Origin of the sequence: Pseudomonas sp. GM30 (assembly GCF_000282275.2) — a bacterium.
GTDB lineage: Bacteria > Pseudomonadota > Gammaproteobacteria > Pseudomonadales > Pseudomonadaceae > Aquipseudomonas.
Map to the genome: position 1 here is coordinate 203,608 of NZ_AKJP02000011.1, position 20,420 is coordinate 224,027.

A 20,420-nucleotide genomic window follows, 5' to 3' on the forward strand; every position below is an offset into this window, starting at 1 on the left:
CGTCTTCTTGTTCGTCTCGTTAGCAAGCGCCTCTTTTATCAAGGACCTCTCATGACCACTTCGGAAAAAGCCCTGCGTTCACAACGTCTGAACCAGATCACCCACGAGCCGCACAGCAAACTCGATGCGCTGGTCAAGGCTCACGCGCCGTTCGAGACCCGAGCCAACTTCGCCCGTTTCGTGGTCGCGCAGTACCTGTTCCAGTCGGAGCTGGTTGACCTCTACAACAACCCCGAACTGACTGCCATCGTCCCGGATCTGCCGGCCCGATGCCGCGCGGATGCGGCCAAGGCTGACCTCGCGGATCTGCACACCGACATCCCGGCACCGGTGGCCGGCGCGCTGAAAAACCCGAGCAAGGCCCGTGCCCTCGGCTGGATCTTCGTCTCCGAAGGTTCGAAGCTGGGCGCGGCATTCCTGATCAAACGCGCGGTGGCGCTGGAGCTGAGCGAGACTTTCGGTGCCCGTCACCTGGGTGAACCGGAAGGTGGCCGTGCCGAAGGCTGGAAAAGCTTCGTGCGCACCCTCGACTCCCTGCAGTTCACTGCCGAAGAGGAAGCTGAAGTCGAGCAAGGCGCAATCGACGCATTCAACCGCTTCACCGTGCTGCTGGAACAGGCTTACGCGACCGAAGCCGAACCGGCCTGATACATAGGCACAACGCAAAACCCTGTGGGAGCTGGCTTGCCAGCGATGGCGGCGGGTCAGACAAGATCTATTTCGACTGATACATCGCTATCGCTGGCAAGCCAGCTCCCACAGGGGTCTCCACAAGTCTGTAAGATTCCCGTTTCGTCTCACTGTACTCCCCGAGCCCATGCCGCAACCCGCCTCCTCCAAACTCGCCCGCCTGCTGTTCGGCCTGCTGGCCTATGTCAGCCTCGGCATTGGCCTGATCGCCATTGTCGTGCCCGGCCTGCCGACCACCGAGTTCATCCTGCTCGCCGCCTGGGCCGCAACTCGCAGCTCGCCGCGCCTGAGCGCCTGGCTGGAAAATCATCGACTGTTCGGGCCGATCCTGAGCAACTGGCGCAACGGCAAGATCATCGCGCGCAAGGCCAAGGTCAGCGCCACCGTCAGCATGCTGCTGTGTGCGACGCTGATGCTGGTGATGCTCGATCACGGCTGGCCGGTGTATCTGGCGATTGCCGGGATGAGTCTGGGCAATCTGTGGATCTGGTCGCGTCCGGAAACCATCGCCTCTTCCTGACTCACAGATCCCCCTGTGGCGAGGGAGCTTGCTCCCGCTCGGCGGCGAAGCCGTCGCAAAATTACCGCATGCGGTGGGTCAGTGAGAATGCAGGGGAGCGCTGCGCACTCCAGCGGGAGCAAGCTCCCTCGCCACAACAGCCTCATAACCTCTCCGTCGTTCATCAGGCTGAAACTTCCCTGTAATTAATCGCCTTTTCAGCACATTCCCCTGCGCAAACGTTTAGCGCCGACCGTTCGTCGGCAAGCGCCTCATGCGCTGTCGCTGCGCGCCGATGAGCAATGCATGGCGCTGAATGGATTTGGCGAACCGGGTAGTTCATCCCGTGGCCACCTGCTCATTCATTCACGAGATCGCCCCATGTTCGACTCTCTCTCCATTCGCCTGAAAATCGTCCTGCTCTCCGGCCTGTGCCTGCTGGGGGTGGTTGCGCTGATCGTCGGCATGAACATCTACCAGACCAACCAGAACGACGAACTGGTCAGCAACTCCAGCAACCAGTTGCTCACTGCCAGTGTGCAGAACCTGTTGCAGGCCAAGGCGGCCGAGCAAGCCGTGCGGGTGCAGAAGACCTTTGGCGAAAGCCTGACGGTGATCACTGCGCTGGCCGACCAGATCAAGGACATGCGCGTGATGGCCGCCAAGCGTTCGCTGGACGCCGGCGCCCTGCGTGAAGAGTTGAACCAGAGCCTGAAAACCGCGTTCGAGCGCAACGACAAGGTGCTCGGCATCTGGCTCGCCTTCGAACCCAACGGCCTCGATGGCAAGGACAGCGAGTTCGTCAACGATGCCGCGCGCCAGTCCAACGAAGCCGGGCGCTTTGCGACCTACTGGAGCCGCGCTGCCGGGTCGGCGCTGAACACGATCATGGTCGAAGAAGACATGACCAAGACCACCCTCAGCGTCAGCGGCACGCCGTACAACAGCTGGTACACCTGCCCTCGCGACAACAAGCGCACCTGCCTGCTCGACCCGTATGCCGACACCGTGGGCACCAAGGAAATGTTGATGACCACCATTTCCGTGCCGCTGATCGTCGACGGCAAGGCCATCGGTGTGGTCGGCGTCGACATCGCGCTCGATGCCCTGCAAGCGGCGGCGGTGGAGTCGCAGCGCAACCTGTTCAACAACGCCGGGCACATGCTGATCGTCTCCGGCAGTGGCGTGCTCGCTGCCGACAGTTCGGACGCGACCAAGGTCGGCAAAAAGATCAGCGACACCCTCGGTTCCGACGGCAAGGATCTGTTGCAACTGGTCAGCAGCGGCACGCCGAAGATTCTCGAACAGGGCGACCTGATTCGCGCCGTGTACCCGGTCGATCCGATTGGCAATTCGCGGGCCTGGGGCGTGGTCATCGACCTGCCGAAACAGGTGCTGCTGGCCGACTCGGTCAAGCTGCAAGCGGTACTCGACGATGCCCAGGAAACCGGTGTGCTCACCGCCTTGGCGGTGGCTGCGGTTGCCGGTTTGATTGGCTTGCTGCTGATCTGGTTGACCGCCTCCGGTGTCACTCGCCCGATCAACAATGTCGCCGAAATGCTGAAGAACATCGCCAGCGGTGAAGGCGATCTGACCCAGCGCCTGAACTACAGCAAGAAGGATGAACTGGGCGAACTGGTGAACTGGTTCAACCGTTTCCTCGACAAGCTGCAACCGACCATCGCCCAGATCAAGCAGAGCATCACCGAAGCGCGTGGCACTGCCGATCAGTCCTCGGAAATCGCCCGCCAGACCAGCGAAGGCATGCAGGTGCAGTTCCGCGAAATCGATCAGGTCGCCACCGCGTCCAACGAAATGAGCGCCACCGCCCACGACGTCGCCAACAGCGCATCGAACGCGGCCAACGCCGCCAAGGGCGCCGACCAGTCGGCCAAGGACGGCATGTCGATCATCGAGCGCAGCACCCGCGACATCAATCAACTGGCCGATGAAGTCAGCAAAGCGGTGACCGAAGTCGAAGCCCTCGCAGTCAACAGCGAGCAGATCGGTTCGGTGCTGGAAGTGATCCGCAGCATCGCCGAACAGACCAACCTGCTGGCGCTCAACGCCGCCATCGAAGCCGCCCGCGCCGGGGAAAGCGGTCGTGGTTTTGCGGTGGTGGCCGACGAAGTGCGCAACCTCGCCAAGCGCACTCAGGATTCGGTGGAAGAAATCCGCATCGTCATCGAACGCATCCAGACCGGCACCCGTGGCGTGGTCGCCACCATGCACTCGAGCCAGACCCAGGCGCACAACAACGCCGGACAGATCCGTCAGGCCGTGGACGCACTGGGCAAGATCAGCGATGCGGTCACCGTGATCAGCGACATGAACCTGCAGATCGCCAGCGCCGCCGAACAGCAGAGCGCCGTGGCCGAAGAGGTCAACCGCAACGTCTCGGCGATTCGTACCGTGACTGAGACGCTGACCGAACAGGCCACTGAATCGGCGGCGATCAGCAGTCAGCTCAATGCTCTGGCCAGTCAGCAGATGAAGCTGATGGATCAGTTCCGCGTCTAACAAACCGTAAAAATCCCTGTGGGAGCGAGCTTGCTCGCGAATGCGGTCTACCATTCAATGATGATGCTGAATGTGATGACCTCTTCGCGAGCAAGCTCGCTCCCACAGAATAAGTATTCACCCGCTGGCGTTTTCATCTGGCCCGAGATTCTTTTGCACTATCATCGCCCTCTCTCCCGGAGGGCCTTCGATGACTGATTTACTCACGTCCATTCAAGCCGCACTCGGCTTGCCCAACACGCCGATTCCGTTCACCGCCAGTGGCGCCCTGCCCTCGGCGTTCGCCGTCAGCGACCTGGCCTGCGCCAGCATCGCCGCTGCCGGTCAGGCTGTCAGCGAATTGCTCCAGCAACAAACCGGGTACTTGCCCGCGGTGGATGTGGATCGGCGTCTGGCGTCGTTCTGGTTTGCCACCTCGTTGCGGCCGATCGGCTGGGACATCCCGCCGCTGTGGGATCCGATTGCCGGCGACTACGCTACCGAAGACGGCTGGATCCGCCTGCACACCAACGCCCCGCATCACCGCGCCGCGGCTGAGCGCGTGCTCGGTGCCTGCGTCGATCGCACCACGATGGCGGCGAAAGTCGCGCAATGGCGCAGCACCGATCTGGAACAGGCGGTGGTCGAGGCCAACGGCTGCGCTGCAGAAATGCGCAGCTGGGCGCAATGGCAGCAGCATCCGCAGGGGTTGGCGGTGAATGCCGAGCCGTTGGTGTGTTTCAGCACCGATCAGGACGAAATTCTCAAACCATGGCAAGGCTCGGTGGCGCAACCGCTGGCCGGGCTCAAGGTGCTGGACCTGACCCGCGTGCTCGCCGGTCCCACCGCCAGCCGTTTTCTCGCTGGCCTCGGTGCCAATGTGCTGCGCATCGATCCGCCAAGCTGGAACGAGCCGGGCGTCATCCCGGACATGACCCTTGGCAAACGCTGCGCGCGACTGGATCTGCAGCAGCCGGCCGATCGTGCATTGTTCGAAAACCTGTTGAAGGACGCCGACATTCTCGTGCACGGCTACCGCGCCGATGCCCTGGAACATCTCGGTTTCGGCGCCGAACGCCGCCGACAACTGGCGCCGGGTTTGATCGACGTCTGCCTCAACGCCTACGGCTGGAGCGGCCCGTGGCAGAACCGTCGTGGTTTCGACAGCCTGGTGCAGATGAGCAGCGGCATCGCCGAGGCCGGGCAGCGCTGGAAGCATGCCGATAAACCCACACCGTTGCCGGTGCAGGGGCTGGATCACGGCACCGGGTATTTGATGGCGGCCAGTGCGATACGGCTTCTGACGCAGCGATTGAAGACGGGCCGAGGTGGCTCGGCGCGCTTGTCGCTGGCGCGCACCGCCAGGCTGTTGATCGAACAGGGGCCGGGAACGAACGAGGCGTTGCGGGCTGAAGATGCGCAGGATCAAAACCCACAGGTGGAGCAAACACCCTGGGGGCCGGCGCACCGCTTGCTGGCGCCGGTGCAGATCAGCGGGACACCGCTGCACTGGGCATTGCCGGCCAGCGAATTGGGTTCACATCGCCCACAGTGGTGAATTTGAAACCGCTATCGCGAGCAGGCTCACTCCCACAGGGGAATGCGTTCCAAATGCAGGAGTGAGCCTGCTCGCGATGAGGCCTGCCCAGCCACCACAAATTCAGGATCAGTCAGCCCGGCTCAAAGACGTCCACAACACCTGCGCCGCATACCCGCGATAAGGCCGCCAGGCCTCAGCCCGATCCGCCAGTTCCCGCGCCGCAGGTCGCACACCTTCCAGCACCTCCAGCGCCCGCAGCAAGCCGACATCGCCATGGGGAAAGCCGTCCATATCGCGCAACTGCCGCAATGCGATGTACTGCGCCGTCCACTCGCCAATCCCGTGCAACGCCAGCAACCGCGCCACGCCGCCCGCGCGCCCCGGCTCGAACAGCAGCGGATCATCCAGCAACGCCTGCGCCACGCCCGATAACGTTCGCCCGCGACTTTTCGGCATGCCCAGCGCCGCCAGGTCCGCCGTCGCCAACACACCGGCCTCGGGGAACACATGCGTCAGGCCCGGCACCTTCGAGCGCAAGGGCGCGCCATAGTGCGCAAGCAGTTTGCCCGCCAGGCGAATCGCTGCCACCACGGTAATCTGCTGCCCCAGCACCGCCCGAAACGCCAGCTCCAGACCGTCCCAAGCCCCCGGCACCCGCAGCCCCGGGCGCTCGGCAATCAATCGGGCAAGCAGCGGATCATTCGCCAGATGCCGATGCATCAATGCCAGATCGGCATCCAGATCAAACATCCGACGCAAACGCTGAATGATCTCCGGCACAACGGCCGGATCAGGACAATCCAGCTCGACTTCCAGCGCATCACCCGCGCCCGCCCACACCGACAGCGTGCCATTTACCCCGCGCAGGCCGATGCTGCGCGAGTAAACGCCATCCACCACGGTTTCCATTCCGACCACCGCCCGAGCCGCGAGAAACCCGAGCATCGCGTCCCAGTCATAGGGCGGCTGATAAGCCAGCGTCAACCTCACAGCGACAACACACCGCTGTACAAGCCATACGCCGCCAGCCCCGCGCCGATCAGCACGCAGGCAAAAATGCCCTTCTCCACGGTGGTGAACAACGGCTCGCCCTGCTCATGCTTGGCCTTGGCGAACAGCACCACGCCCGGCGCGTACAGCAGCGCCGACAGCAGCAGGTATTTCACCCCGCCGGCGTACAACAACCACACCGCGTAACACAGGGCGATGCCACCGATCAGCAGGTCTTTGGTGCGCTCGGCCGAGGCGTGTTCATAGGTTTCGCCGCGCCCGCTGAGCAACACCGCGTACGCCGCCGACCACAGGTACGGCACCAGAATCATCGACGACGCGAGGTAGATCAGGCTGGTGTAGGTGCCGGCGGAAAACAGCGTGATCAGCAGGAAAATCTGGATCATCACGTTGGTCAGCCACAGCGCATTGACCGGCACATGATTGGCGTTTTCCTTTTTCAGAAACGCCGGCATGGTCTTGTCCCGGGCCGTGGCGAAGAGAATTTCGGCGCACAGCAGCGCCCACGACAGCAATGCGCCGAGCAGGGAAACCGCCAGACCGATGCTGATCAACAATGCGCCCCATGGCCCGACGATGTGTTCCAGCACCGCCGCCAGCGACGGGTTCTGCAGGGTCGCCAGTTCCGGCTGACTCATGATCCCCAGCGACAGCACGTTGACCAGCACCAGCAGCGCCAGCACGCCAAGAAAACCGATCACCGTAGCGCGACCGACATCGCTGCGTTTCTCCGCCCGTGCCGAATACACGCTGGCGCCCTCGATGCCGATGAACACGAACACCGTCACCAGCATCATGTTGCGCACCTGATCCATCACTCCGCCGAAGCTCGGGTTGCTGCGGCCCCAGATATCGCGGGTGAAGATGTCGGCCTTGAACGCCACCGCCGCAATCACGATGAACATGATCAGCGGCACGATCTTGGCGACCGTGGTCACCTGATTGATGAACGCCGCCTCCTTGATCCCGCGCATCACCAGAAAATGCACCGCCCACAACAGCACCGAGGCGCAGCCGATGGCGATCGGCGTATTGCCCTGGCCGAACACCGGGAAGAAATACCCGAGGGTGCTGAACAGCAACACGAAATAACCGACGTTGCCCAGCCACGCACTGATCCAGTAGCCCCAGGCGGACGAGAAACCCATGTAGTCGCCGAATCCGGCCTTGGCATAGGCGTAGACCCCGGAGTCCAGCTCGGGCTTGCGGTTGGCCAGGGTCTGGAACACGAACGCCAGGGTCAACATGCCGATGGCGGTGATCCCCCAGCCGATCAGGATCGCCCCGGCATCGGCGCGGGCCGCCATGTTCTGTGGCAGGGAAAAAATCCCCCCGCCAATCATCGAACCCACCACCAGGGCGATCAACGCACCCAGTCGCAGCTTTTGCGTCGGTTGCGACATTCCAGTCTCCCTTAATTCATTTGTAACAACTATTAACTAAACGGCTAATGCCAGATGTCGTTTATCAGGTAATGCCGACTAACACCCGTTTATATATAGCGACTGACGCTAACGCCTAGCACGCTAAGACAGTTTTGTGCGCGAATCCTAATAAATCAATTCTGTACTGAAAACAGATGCTGAAAATTTGCCAAAAGCTGAAAAACAACTAGCGTGATAATTCGAAAGTAATAAGACCAATTCCCAACCACAACAGGCAAAGGCCTCTAGGACGGGCCTTCCAGACGATAGCGTTATGCCTTCAGTTGTTTCATAAGTCATTCATTAACAATGGAATGTGGCCATGAACTGATCCAAGTCAGCTGTTTGAACAGACAACAGCATTACGCTGTGAACTCTTCTCTCCTGCAATGGAGTCATGCAATGTCTGAAGCTCCCGGAAAACTACGACTAGGTGCACTGGTTGCCTTGGTAGTCGGATCAATGATCGGTGGCGGGATATTCTCTTTGCCACAAAACATGGCCGCCAGCGCCGACGTCGGCGCGGTGCTGATCGGTTGGGCCATCACCGCTGTCGGCATGCTCACCCTCGCTTTTGTCTTTCAGACCCTCGCCAATCGCAAGCCCGACCTGGACGGCGGTGTCTACGCCTACGCCAAGGCCGGTTTCGGCGACTACATGGGTTTCTCGTCCGCCTGGGGTTACTGGATCAGTGCCTGGCTGGGCAACGTTGGCTACTTTGTTCTGTTGTTCAGCACCCTCGGGTATTTCTTTCCGGTTTTCGGCGAAGGCAACACGGTGGCCGCCGTCATCGGCGCCTCGGTGCTGCTGTGGGCCGTGCACTTTCTGGTGCTGCGCGGGATCAAGGAAGCGGCGTTCATCAACCTCGTGACCACCGTCGCCAAGGTCGTGCCGCTGCTGCTGTTCGTGCTGATCGCGATCTTCGCTTTCAAACTGGACATCTTCACCGCCGACATCTGGGGTGTGAAAAACCCGGATCTGGGCAGCGTGATGAACCAGGTGCGCAACATGATGCTGGTCACCGTGTGGGTGTTCATCGGCATCGAGGGCGCGAGCATCTTCTCGGCACGGGCGGAAAAACGCTCGGACGTGGGTAAAGCCACCGTCATCGGCTTCATCACCGTGCTGCTGTTCCTGGTGCTGGTGAACGTGCTGTCGCTGGGCATCATGACTCAGCCGGAACTGGCCAAACTGCAGAACCCGTCGATGGCCGCCGTGCTGGAACACGTGGTCGGTCACTGGGGCGCGGTGCTGATCAGCGTCGGCTTGATCATCTCGCTGCTGGGGGCGCTGCTGTCGTGGGTGCTGTTGTGCGCGGAGATCATGTTCGCCGCCGCCAAAGACCACACCATGCCCGAGTTCCTGCGCCGCGAGAACGCCAACCACGTACCGGTCAACGCCCTGTGGCTGACCAACGCGATGGTGCAGCTGTTCCTGATCATCACCCTGTTTTCGGCCAGCACTTACCTGTCGCTGATCTACCTCGCCACCTCGATGATTCTGGTGCCGTACCTGTGGTCGGCGGCCTATGCCCTGCTGCTGGCGGTGCGCGGCGAAAGCTACGAAGGCTTCGCGGCCGAACGACGCAAGGACCTGATTATCGGCGGCATCGCGCTGATCTACGCGGTGTGGCTGCTGTATGCCGGCGGGGTCAAGTATCTGCTGCTCTCGGCCCTGCTCTACGCACCCGGCGCGATCCTGTTCGCCAAGGCCAAGCTGGAACTCAAACAACCGATTTTCACTAACGTCGAGAAGCTGATTTTCGCCGCAGTGGTCGTGGGTGCCCTGGTGGCTGCCTACGGTCTCTACGACGGCTTCCTGACCTTGTAACCCTTGATTTGTAATCTGGAGGATCACTGCAATGACCACGGAAAAAGTTAAGTACGGCGTCCATTCCGAAGCCGGCAAACTGCGCAAAGTCATGGTTTGCTCCCCAGGTCTGGCCCATCAGCGCCTGACCCCCAACAACTGCGATGAACTGCTGTTCGACGACGTGCTCTGGGTGGCCCAGGCCAAGCGCGACCACTTCGACTTCGTGACCAAGATGCGTGAACGCGGGATTGAAGTGCTGGAAATGCACAACCTGCTGACCGACATCGTCGCCATCCCCGAAGCGCTGGACTGGATCCTCGAGCGCAAGGTCACCGCCGACTCGGTAGGCCTGGGCCTGATCAGCGAAGTGAAATCCTGGCTGAAGAGCCTGGAGCCGCGGCACATCGCCGAATACCTGATTGGCGGCGTGTCGGCCGATGATCTGCCGGACAGCTTCGGTGGCAAGACCATCCAGATGTTCCGCGACTTCCTCGGCCACTCCAGCTTCATCCTGCCGCCGCTGCCGAACACCCAGTTCACCCGCGACACCACGTGCTGGATCTATGGCGGCGTGACGCTGAACCCGATGTACTGGCCGGCGCGACGTCAGGAAACCCTGCTGACCACCGCCATCTACAAATTCCACCCGCAGTTCACCAACGCCGATTTCGAAATCTGGTACGGCGATCCGGACAAGGATCACGGCAGCTCGACCCTCGAGGGCGGCGACGTGATGCCAATCGGCAACGGCGTGGTGTTGATCGGCATGGGCGAACGCTCATCACGTCAGGCGATCGGCCAACTGGCGCTGAACCTGTTCAAGAACAAAGCCGTGGAAAAAGTCATCGTCGCCGGCCTGCCGAAATCCCGCGCCGCGATGCACCTGGACACCGTGTTCAGTTTCTGCGACCGCGACCTGGTGACGATCTTCCCGGAAGTGGTCAACCAGATCGTCGCCTTCACCCTGCGCCCTGACGAAAGCAAACAGGGCGGCATCGACATCCGCCGCGAAGAAGGCAGCTTCCTCGACACCGTGGCCAAAGCCCTCAACCTGCCGAAACTGCGCGTGGTGGAAACCGGCGGCAACAGCTTCGCCGCCGAACGCGAGCAATGGGACGACGGCAACAACGTGGTGGCCGTGGAACCGGGCGTGGTCATCGGCTACGACCGCAACACCTACACCAACACCCTGCTGCGCAAGGCCGGCGTGGAGGTCATCACCATCAGCGCTGGCGAACTCGGCCGTGGACGCGGCGGCGGCCACTGCATGACCTGCCCGATCGTGCGTGACCCAATCGATTACTAATCTTTGAGCCTTGGCCGCGCCTTATCGAGCGCGGCCAAGGGGATAACCGAAACCCAAGGAGATCCATCATGGCTTTTAACATCCACAACCGTAACCTGCTCAGCCTGGAACACCACACCCCACGCGAGCTGCGTTACCTGCTCGACCTGTCCCGCGATCTGAAACGCGCGAAATACACCGGCACCGAACAGCAACACCTGAAGGGCAACAACATCGCCCTGATCTTCGAAAAAACCTCGACCCGCACCCGTTGCGCGTTCGAAGTGGCGGCGTATGACCAAGGCGCCAACGTCACCTACATCGACCCGAACTCGTCGCAGATCGGCCACAAGGAAAGCATGAAAGACACGGCCCGCGTGCTGGGTCGCATGTACGACGCCATCGAGTACCGTGGCTTCAAACAGGAAATTGTCGAAGAGCTGGCGAAGTTCGCCGGGGTGCCGGTGTTCAACGGCCTGACCGATGAATATCACCCGACACAAATGATCGCCGACGTGCTGACCATGCGTGAACACGCCGACAAGCCGATCCACGAAATCAGCTACGCCTACCTCGGCGACGCGCGCAACAACATGGGCAACTCGCTGCTGCTGGTCGGCGCCAAGCTCGGCATGGACGTGCGCATCTGCGCGCCGAAAGCCCTGTGGCCGCATGACGATCTAGTCGATCGCTGCAAGAAATACGCGGAAGAATCCGGCGCGCGCATCACCCTGACCGAAGACCCGAAAGCGGCGGTCAAAGGCGTCGATTTCATCCACACCGACGTCTGGGTGTCGATGGGCGAGCCGGTTGAAGCCTGGGCCGAACGTATCCAGCAACTGCTGCCGTACCAGGTCAACAAAGAGCTGATGAAAGCCACCGGCAACCCGCGCACCAAGTTCATGCACTGCCTGCCGGCGTTCCACAACAGCGATACCAAGGTCGGCAAACAGATCGCCGAACAGTACCCGCACCTGGCCAACGGCATCGAAGTGACCGACGACGTGTTCGAGTCGCCCGCCTGCATCGCCTTCGAGCAAGCGGAAAACCGCATGCACACGATCAAGGCGATCCTGGTCTCGACCCTGGCTGATCTGTAACCACCACCCCGCTCCCACTGAAGGACATGGAACCCAATGTGGGAGCGAGCTTGCTCGCGAAGGCGGCGCGCCAGTCGCCTAAGATGTTGCCTGACACAACGCTTTCGCGAGCAAGCTCGCTCCCACAGGTGCCCGGTATCGACAGTGTGTTCGAATCTTTTGCCATTCCTCTGTTTTAGAAGGACATGCACCATGCGTATCGTCGTAGCTCTGGGCGGTAACGCCCTGCTCCGTCGTGGCGAGCCGATGACCGCTGACAACCAGCGCGCCAACATCCGCATCGCCACCGAGCAAATCGCCAAGATCCATCCCGGCAACCAACTGGTCATCGCCCACGGCAATGGCCCGCAAGTCGGCCTGCTGTCGTTGCAAGCGGCGGCCTACACCTCCGTCACCCCTTACCCGCTGGACGTGCTCGGTGCCGAAACCGAAGGCATGATCGGCTACATCATCGAACAGGAACTGGGCAACCTGCTGGACTTCGAAGTGCCGTTCGCCACCCTGCTGACCCAGGTTGAAGTCGACGCCAAGGACCCGGCCTTCCAGAACCCGACCAAACCGATCGGCCCGGTCTACGACAAGGCCGAAGCGGAAAAACTCGCTGCCGAAAAAGGCTGGGCGATTGCCGCCGACGGTGACAAATTCCGTCGCGTGGTCGCCAGTCCCCGGCCAAAACGCATCTTCGAAATCCGCCCGATCAAGTGGCTGCTGGACAAGGGCAGCATCGTCATTTGTGCGGGTGGCGGCGGCATTCCGACCATGTACGACGAGCACCGCAACCTCAAGGGCATCGAGGCGGTGATCGACAAAGACCTGTGCTCGTCGCTGCTCGCCGAGCAACTGGAAGCCGACTTGCTGGTGATCGCCACCGACGTCAACGCGGCGTTCATCGACTACGGCAAGCCGTCGCAGAAAGCCATCGCCGAAGCCCACCCGGATGAACTGGAACGCCTCGGTTTCGCCGCTGGCTCCATGGGGCCGAAGGTGCAGGCAGCCTGCGAATTCGCGCGCCATACTGGCAAGGTCGCGGTCATCGGTTCGCTCGCGGACATCGAAGCGATCGTCCAGGGCACTGCCGGTACTCGCGTCAGCACGGCGAAACCGGGCATCAGCTATCGATAATTAGAAACTCCGGGGGCAGGCCCAGGGTCTGCCCTTCTCCCATGCCTTGAGAAGGAGAAACCCATGGCCATATTCAACCCCGGTCATTTGCACATCGAGCGACATGCGTTGACGCCAGATGACGTCAGTTACGACCTGTGCCTCGATTATGAAGTGTTCACCGATCCGCAAAAAGGCAAAGGGATACAGTTCACCCTGCACGGCAACATGCAGGGCAAGGACATGAAGGAAGCGTTTTTCCTGCCCAAGGAAGAGGCTTACAACTTCGCCCGCGACGTGACACGGATTGCCGAAAAGTACGGGATTCCAAAGGCTCACAGCCAGATCGGCTCGGTGCACAAGCATTACGATCTGATGTTTGAGGACATTCGGCAGAAGTTGAATATGCAATCCGGGGATCCGGTCAATCTTGAGCACTTCGAATAACCTGGATGTTGCACATCCCCTGTAGGAGTGAGCCTGCTCGCGATAGCGGTGTATCAGTCAACATCGTTGGTATCTGACACACCGCTATCGCGAGCAGGCTCACTCCTACAGGGGATCCGTGTTGCCTGAAATCCTGCGTCCGGTTTCACCATTGCCCCGCCCCAAGGCATACTTGCCCCCCTCCGCACTGCAGAACACTGAACCGCCCCCATGCGTATCCACGTCAGCTTCATCGACCGCGTCGGCATCACCCAGGAAGTCCTGGCGATCCTCGGTGGGCGCAATCTCAATCTGGATGCGGTGGAGATGATTCCGCCCAACGTCTACATCGACGCGCCGACCTTGAGCCCGCAAGTGCTCGAAGAGCTCAAAGATGCGTTGTTCCGGGTGCGCGGCGTGGAGGCCGTGGTGGTGGTCGACATCCTCCCCGGCCAGCGTCGGCACCTGCAGCTCGACGCGTTGCTCGCGGCGATGACCGATCCAGTGCTGGCGCTGGATAGCGCCGGCAAAGTCCTGCTGGCCAACCCGGCACTGATCGCCCTGTACGGACGTGAACCGGCGGGGGAAAGCGTCTCGGAGCTGTTCAACGATCCCGGCCTGCTGGAAACCCTGCTCGAACAAGGCTTCCGCCTGCCGCTGCGCGAGATCACCGTCAACGGCCAGACCCTGCTGCTCGACGCTACACCGATCACCGACGCCGGTGCGCTGCTGACCCTGTATCAACCGAACCGCATCGGCGAACAGCTCTCGGCGTTGCACCATGACCATGCTGAAGGTTTCGATGCACTGCTCGGCGAATCTCCAGCGATTCGCACGTTGAAGGCCCGCGCGCAACGGGTCGCAGCCCTCGATGCGCCGCTGCTGATTCAAGGCGAAACCGGCACCGGCAAAGAACTGGTGGCCCGCGCCTGTCACGCGATCAGTGCGCGACACAGTGCGCCGTTTCTCGCGCTGAACTGCGCGGCGCTGCCGGAGAACCTCGCCGAGAGCGAACTGTTCGGCTACGCCCCTGGCGCCTTCACAGGCGCCGCTCGCGGGGGCAAACCGGGGCTGATGGAACTGGCCAACCAGGGCACGGTATTTCTCGACGAGATCGGCGAGATGTCGCCGTACTTGCAGGCCAAACTGCTGCGTTTTCTGAATGACGGCAGCTTCCGCCGGGTGGGCGGTGATCGCGAAGTGAAGGTCAACGTGCGGATCCTCAGCGCGACCCACCGCGACCTGGAAAAAATGGTCAGCGAAGGGCTGTTCCGCGAAGACCTGTTCTATCGCCTCAACGTGCTCAACGTCGAAGTACCGCCGCTGCGCGAGCGCGGTCAGGACATCCTGCTGCTGGCGCGCTATTTCATGCAGCAGGCGTGTGCGCAGATTCAGCGTCCAGTCTGTCGCCTTGCGCCCGGTACCTATCCAGCGCTGCTCGGCAACCGCTGGCCGGGCAACGTGCGGCAACTGCAGAACGTGATCTTCCGCGCCGCCGCGATCTGCGAAAGCAGCCTGGTCGATATCGGTGACCTCGACATCGCCGGCACCTCGGTGGCGCGGCAGACCGACAGCGACGTCGACAGCCTCGAACAAGCCGTCGAATCCTTCGAGAAAGCGCTGCTGGAAAAGCTCTACGTCAGCTACCCCTCGACCCGCCAACTGGCCAGCCGCCTGCAGACCTCGCACACGGCAATCGCCCACCGTCTGCGCAAGTACGGCATTCCGGGCAAGTCTTAAATTCACCGTAAATTCCCCCTGTTGGAGCTGGCTTGCCAGCGATGACGTCGGCACATGCACCATTGATGGTGACTGATCCACCGCTATCGCTGGCAAGCCAGCTCCCACAGGGTGATGTGACGGATTCGAAATCCGTTCAAAAACGACCTCCATCTGTACTGAAAGCGCTACAGCGGAACGATATCGCTACACTCTCCTCCAATCACCGCTGTGCAAGGCTTTGATCCGCTTCAGCTTTTCTCCCCGCCCCGAGCTGTAGCGATTTCGCTACAGAGGCCTCATTCCCACCACAACCAGAAACACATAACTATTTGATTTATATAGATAAATACAATCTGGCCGCGTTCTTGCTAAGTAACCGCTCATAAAATCAGGGCTTTCATGCCCAAGCCTTCCACCGCGTCCACCAGACGAGTCTGGCCCCCTTAGGAGTTTCCATGAGCGAGTTGCGTTTTACTGAAGATCACGAATGGCTGCGCACCGAAGCTGACGGCAGCGTTACTGTCGGCATCACCGCTTTCGCGCAGAACGCCCTGGGCGACGTGGTGTTCGTGCAACTGCCTGAGTTGCAGGCTTACGAAAAAGGCGCTGAAGCCGCCACCGTGGAATCGGTCAAAGCCGCCAGCGGCGTGTACATGCCCCTCGACGGCGACGTCCTGGAAGTTAATCCGGCGCTGGAAGACGCTCCGGAACTGGTCAACGAAGACCCGCTGGGCGAAGGCTGGTTCTTCCGCTTCCAGCCAAGCGACGCCGCCGCTGTCGGCAAACTGCTCGATCAAGACGCCTACGACCGCCTGATCAAAGCCCAAGCCGAAGCCTGAGGAGTAACGACATGACCCAAGTAAACCTCGGCACTGCCAACGAATTCATCGCCCGTCACATCGGCCCGCGCGCCGGTGACGAGCAAGCCATGCTCAACAGCCTCGGCTTCGACTCGCTCGAAGCGCTGAGCGCCAGCGTCATCCCGGAAAGCATCAAGGGCACCAGCGTGCTCGGCCTGGACGACGGCCTGAGCGAAGCCGACGCACTGGCGATGATCAAATCCATCGCCGGCAAAAACCGACTGTTCAAGACCTACATCGGCCAGGGCTACTACAACTGCCACACGCCGTCGCCGATCCTGCGCAACCTGTTGGAAAACCCGGCCTGGTACACCGCTTACACCCCGTACCAGCCGGAAATTTCCCAGGGCCGTCTCGAAGCGCTGCTGAACTTCCAGACCCTGATCAGCGACCTCACCGGCCTGCCGATCGCCAACGCTTCCCTGCTCGACGAAGCCACCGCCGCTGCCGAAGCCATGACCTTCTGCAAACGCCTGAGCAAGAACAAGGGCAGCCACCAGTTCTTCGCCTCGATCCACAGCCACCCGCAAACCCTCGACGTGCTGCGCACCCGAGCCGAGCCGCTGGGTATCGAAGTGGTGGTCGGCGATGAGCGTGAGCTGAGCGATGTCACGCCGTTCTTCGGTGCGCTGCTGCAATACCCGGCGAGCAACGGTGACCTGTTCGACTACCGCGAACTGACCGAGCGCTTCCACGCCGCCAACGCGCTGGTGGCCGTGGCTGCCGATCTGCTGGCCCTGACCCTGCTGACCGCCCCGGGCGAGTTCGGCGCAGACGTGGCCATCGGTTCGGCGCAACGCTTCGGTGTGCCGCTGGGCTTCGGTGGCCCGCACGCGGCTTACTTCTCCACCAAGGATGCGTTCAAGCGCGACATGCCCGGCCGTCTGGTCGGTGTGTCGGTTGACCGCTTCGGCAAACCGGCGCTGCGTCTGGCGATGCAGACCCGCGAGCAACACATCCGCCGTGAGAAGGCCACCTCGAACATCTGCACCGCGCAGGTGTTGCTGGCCAACATCGCCAGCATGTACGCCGTGTACCACGGCCCGAAAGGCCTGACCCAGATCGCCAACCGCGTGCATCACCTGACCGCGATTCTGGCCAAGGGTCTGAGCGCACTGGGCGCTAAAGTCGAGCAGAGCAGCTTCTTCGACACCCTGACCGTAGCCACCGGCGCACACACCGCCGCGCGGCACGACAAGGCGCATGCACAACAGATCAACCTGCGCGTGATCGATGCCGAGCGTCTGGGCCTGTCGGTCGACGAAACCACCACTCAGGCTGACATCGAAACCCTGTGGGGCCTGTTCGCCGACGGCAAGACCCTGCCGGACTTCGCTGCGCTGGCCGCTTCGGTGCAAAGCACCCTCCCGGCGGCGCTGGTACGTCAGTCGCCGATCCTCAGCCACCCGGTGTTCAACCGCTATCACTCGGAAACCGAGCTGATGCGCTACCTGCGCAAACTGGCGGACAAGGACCTGGCACTGGATCGCACCATGATCCCGCTGGGCTCGTGCACCATGAAACTCAACGCCGCCAGCGAAATGATCCCGGTGACCTGGGCCGAATTTGGCGCCCTGCACCCGTTCGCTCCGGCTGCGCAAAGCGCCGGTTACCAGCAACTGACCGATGAACTGGAAGCGATGCTCTGCGCCGCCACCGGTTACGACGCGATCTCGCTGCAACCGAACGCCGGTTCGCAGGGTGAATACGCAGGCCTGCTGGCGATTCGCGCCTACCACCAGAGCCGTGGCGACGAGCGCCGCGACATCTGCCTGATCCCGTCGTCGGCCCACGGCACCAACCCGGCCACCGCCAACATGGCTGGCATGCGCGTGGTGGTGACCGCGTGCGATGCCCGTGGCAACGTCGACATCGAAGACCTGCGCGCCAAAGCCATCGAGCACCGCGAACACCTCGCCGCGCTGATGATCACCTACCCGTCGACCCACGGCGTGTTCGAAGAAGGCATCCGCGAAATCTGCGGGATCATTCATGACAACGGCGGTCAGGTGTACATCGACGGCGCCAACATGAACGCGATGGTCGGCCTGTGTGCACCGGGCAAGTTCGGCGGCGATGTCAGCCACCTGAACCTGCACAAGACTTTCTGCATTCCGCACGGCGGTGGCGGCCCGGGCGTCGGTCCGATCGGCGTCAAGTCGCACCTGACCCCGTTCCTGCCGGGTCATGGCCAGATGCAACGCAAGGAAGGTGCGGTCTGCGCAGCGCCGTTCGGCAGCGCGAGCATTCTGCCGATCACCTGGATGTACATTCGCATGATGGGCGGCGCCGGTCTCAAGCGTGCTTCGCAACTGGCAATTCTCAACGCCAACTATATTTCCCGTCGTCTGGAAGAGCACTATCCAGTGCTGTACACCGGCAGCAACGGTCTGGTGGCGCACGAATGCATCCTCGACCTGCGTCCACTGAAAGACAGCAGCGGCATCAGCGTCGATGACGTCGCCAAGCGCCTGATCGACTTCGGCTTCCACGCCCCGACCATGTCGTTCCCGGTCGCCGGCACGCTGATGATCGAGCCGACCGAAAGCGAATCCAGGGAAGAACTGGACCGCTTCTGCGACGCCATGATCCGCATCCGCGAAGAAATCCGCGCGGTGGAAAACGGCACTTTGGACAAGGACGACAACCCGCTGAAAAACGCCCCGCACACTGCTGCAGAACTGGTCGGCGAGTGGACCCACCCGTACAGCCGCGAGCAGGCGGTGTATCCGGTAGCGTCGTTGATCGAAGGCAAATACTGGCCGCCGGTCGGCCGTGTCGACAACGTGTTCGGCGACCGCAACCTGGTCTGCGCCTGCCCGTCGATCGAAAGCTACGCTTAACCGGATGCGGGATCAGTTATCGCTGATCCCGCAAACACCGTAGATCCCCTGTAGGAGTGAGCCTGCTCGCGATAGCGGTGTATCAGTCGACATTACTGTTATCTGAAACACCGCTATCGCGAGCAGGCTCACTCCTACAAGGGAATGCGGTCAGCCGCAAAAATCCGCCAATTCCTATAACAAGAAACCGGAGAACCACTCATGTCGTTAAGCGTGTTCGACCTGTTCAAGATTGGCATCGGCCCTTCCAGCTCCCACACCGTCGGCCCGATGCGGGCCGCTGCGCGCTTCGCCGAAGGTTTGCGCCGTGAAAACCTGCTGACGGCCACCGCCAGCGTGCGCGTCGAACTCTACGGTTCCCTCGGCGCCACCGGTAAAGGTCACGGTAGCGATAAAGCCGTGCTGCTTGGCCTTGAAGGTGAACACCCGGACACCGTCGACACCGAAACCGTCGCCGCGCGCCTGCAAGAGATTCGCGGCAATGGCCGGCTGAATCTGCTCGGTGAACACAGCATTGCGTTCAACGAAAAAGAACACCTGGCGATGATCCGCAAGCCGCTGGCCTTTCACCCCAACGGCATGATCTTCCGTGCGTTCGATGCGGCGGGTATTCAGATCCGCAGCCGCGAGTACTACTCGGTCGGCGGTGGTTTCGTCGTTGATGAAGATGCGGCCGGAGCCGACCGCATCGTCGAGGACGCCACCCCGCTGACCTTCCCGTTCAAAAGTGCCAAGGACCTGCTCGGCCATTGCGCCACCTACGGTCTGTCGATCAGCCAGGTGATGCTGACCAACGAAAGTGCCTGGCGCCCGGAGGCGGAAACCCGCGCCGGCCTGCTGAAAATCTGGCAAGTGATGCAGGACTGCGTCGCCGCTGGCTGTCGCAACGAAGGCATTCTGCCGGGCGGATTGAAGGTCAAACGCCGGGCGGCGGCATTGCATCGGCAACTGTGCAAGAACCCGGAATCGGCGCTGCGTGATCCGCTGTCGGTGCTCGACTGGGTCAACCTCTATGCACTGGCGGTCAACGAAGAAAATGCCAACGGCGGCCGCGTGGTCACCGCGCCGACCAACGGCGCGGCAGGGATTATCCCGGCAGTGCTGCATTACTACATGCGTTTTATCCCCGGTGCGAATGACGACGGCGTGGTGCGTTTTCTGCTGACTGCCGCCGCCATCGGCATTCTGTACAAGGAAAACGCCTCGATTTCCGGCGCCGAAGTCGGCTGTCAGGGTGAGGTCGGCGTGGCCTGCTCGATGGCCGCCGGCGCGTTGTGCGAAGTGCTCGGCGGCAGCGTGCAGCAAGTCGAAAACGCGGCGGAAATCGGCATGGAACACAACCTCGGCCTGACCTGCGACCCGATTGGCGGGCTGGTGCAGGTGCCGTGCATCGAGCGCAACGCCATGGGCTCGGTGAAAGCGATCAACGCGGTGCGCATGGCCATGCGCGGCGACGGGCAACACTTCGTCTCCCTCGACAAAGTCATCCGCACCATGCGCCAGACCGGCGCCGACATGAAAAGCAAATACAAAGAGACCGCCCGCGGCGGTCTGGCAGTCAACATCATCGAATGCTAATTAGCCCCCTCTCCCTGCGGGAGAGGGTTG

General features: G+C 61.7%; 15 protein-coding genes and 1 pseudogene. 14 read left to right on the forward strand and 2 right to left on the reverse strand.

The features are described from left to right. Positions 1-51 precede the first annotated feature (51 nt). The 5 genes and pseudogenes from PMI25_RS08635 (at position 52) to PMI25_RS08650 (ending at position 5,246) form a co-directional block, all read left to right on the forward strand. Complete coding sequence (locus PMI25_RS08635) at positions 52-648, forward strand: biliverdin-producing heme oxygenase (RefSeq protein ID WP_007969303.1); 597 nt, start codon at positions 52-54, stop codon at positions 646-648. A 169-nt stretch (positions 649-817) separates the two neighbouring features. Continuing rightward, the gene (locus tag PMI25_RS08640; RefSeq protein ID WP_007969302.1) at positions 818-1,210 is read left to right on the forward strand and encodes a YbaN family protein; all 393 of its coding nucleotides are present in this window, start codon (positions 818-820) and stop codon (positions 1,208-1,210) included. Between the two features lie 633 nt (positions 1,211-1,843). Beyond that, positions 1,844-2,851, forward strand: a pseudogene (locus tag PMI25_RS29885) (PDC sensor domain-containing protein); the annotation flags it as partial. Between the two features lie 102 nt (positions 2,852-2,953). Next, positions 2,954-3,709 carry a methyl-accepting chemotaxis protein gene (locus tag PMI25_RS29890; protein ID WP_400507418.1) on the forward strand — a complete coding sequence of 252 codons (756 nt, stop codon included), beginning with the start codon at positions 2,954-2,956 and terminating at the stop codon, positions 3,707-3,709. Between the two features lie 190 nt (positions 3,710-3,899). Then, positions 3,900-5,246, forward strand: coding sequence for a CoA transferase (locus tag PMI25_RS08650; protein ID WP_007969300.1), 1,347 nt, complete (start codon positions 3,900-3,902; stop codon positions 5,244-5,246). Positions 5,247-5,354: 108 nt separating this feature from the next. On the opposite strand, the gene PMI25_RS08655 is transcribed toward PMI25_RS08650, so the two are convergent. Then, complete coding sequence (locus PMI25_RS08655; protein WP_007969299.1) at positions 5,355-6,218, reverse strand: DNA-3-methyladenine glycosylase family protein; 864 nt, start codon at positions 6,216-6,218, stop codon at positions 5,355-5,357. After that, the gene (arcD, locus tag PMI25_RS08660) at positions 6,215-7,642 is read right to left on the reverse strand and encodes an arginine-ornithine antiporter (protein WP_007969298.1); all 1,428 of its coding nucleotides are present in this window, start codon (positions 7,640-7,642) and stop codon (positions 6,215-6,217) included. The genes PMI25_RS08655 and arcD (PMI25_RS08660) overlap by 4 nt, the downstream gene beginning before the upstream one ends. Positions 7,643-8,065: 423 nt before the next feature. Between arcD (PMI25_RS08660) and arcD (PMI25_RS08665) the strand changes: the two genes are divergently transcribed. From arcD (PMI25_RS08665) to PMI25_RS08705, 9 genes are all read left to right on the forward strand, one after another. Further along, the gene (arcD, locus tag PMI25_RS08665) at positions 8,066-9,493 is read left to right on the forward strand and encodes an arginine-ornithine antiporter (RefSeq protein ID WP_007969296.1); all 1,428 of its coding nucleotides are present in this window, start codon (positions 8,066-8,068) and stop codon (positions 9,491-9,493) included. Positions 9,494-9,524: 31 nt separating this feature from the next. Continuing rightward, positions 9,525-10,781, forward strand: a complete 1,257-nt coding sequence (gene arcA, locus PMI25_RS08670) for an arginine deiminase (protein ID WP_007969294.1) — start codon at positions 9,525-9,527, stop codon at positions 10,779-10,781. Between the two features lie 68 nt (positions 10,782-10,849). Beyond that, positions 10,850-11,860 carry an ornithine carbamoyltransferase gene (locus PMI25_RS08675; RefSeq protein WP_003227481.1) on the forward strand — a complete coding sequence of 337 codons (1,011 nt, stop codon included), beginning with the start codon at positions 10,850-10,852 and terminating at the stop codon, positions 11,858-11,860. A gap of 192 nt (positions 11,861-12,052) precedes the next feature. After that, positions 12,053-12,982 carry a carbamate kinase gene (gene arcC / locus PMI25_RS08680; RefSeq protein ID WP_007962062.1) on the forward strand — a complete coding sequence of 310 codons (930 nt, stop codon included), beginning with the start codon at positions 12,053-12,055 and terminating at the stop codon, positions 12,980-12,982. Between the two features lie 63 nt (positions 12,983-13,045). After that, positions 13,046-13,408 (forward strand): DUF5064 family protein, encoded by a 363-nt coding sequence (locus tag PMI25_RS08685; protein ID WP_007962061.1) that lies wholly within the window; start codon positions 13,046-13,048, stop codon positions 13,406-13,408. A 210-nt stretch (positions 13,409-13,618) separates the two neighbouring features. Next, the gene (locus PMI25_RS08690; RefSeq protein ID WP_007962060.1) at positions 13,619-15,127 is read left to right on the forward strand and encodes a sigma-54-dependent transcriptional regulator; all 1,509 of its coding nucleotides are present in this window, start codon (positions 13,619-13,621) and stop codon (positions 15,125-15,127) included. Between the two features lie 437 nt (positions 15,128-15,564). After that, positions 15,565-15,948, forward strand: coding sequence for a glycine cleavage system protein GcvH (gcvH, locus tag PMI25_RS08695; protein WP_007962059.1), 384 nt, complete (start codon positions 15,565-15,567; stop codon positions 15,946-15,948). Positions 15,949-15,959: 11 nt separating this feature from the next. Beyond that, positions 15,960-18,812: an aminomethyl-transferring glycine dehydrogenase gene (gene gcvP / locus PMI25_RS08700; protein WP_007962058.1), complete on the forward strand. Its 2,853-nt coding sequence runs from the start codon at positions 15,960-15,962 to the stop codon at positions 18,810-18,812. Positions 18,813-19,013: 201 nt separating this feature from the next. Next, the gene (locus PMI25_RS08705; protein WP_007962056.1) at positions 19,014-20,390 is read left to right on the forward strand and encodes an L-serine ammonia-lyase; all 1,377 of its coding nucleotides are present in this window, start codon (positions 19,014-19,016) and stop codon (positions 20,388-20,390) included. Positions 20,391-20,420: the final 30 nt, after the last annotated feature.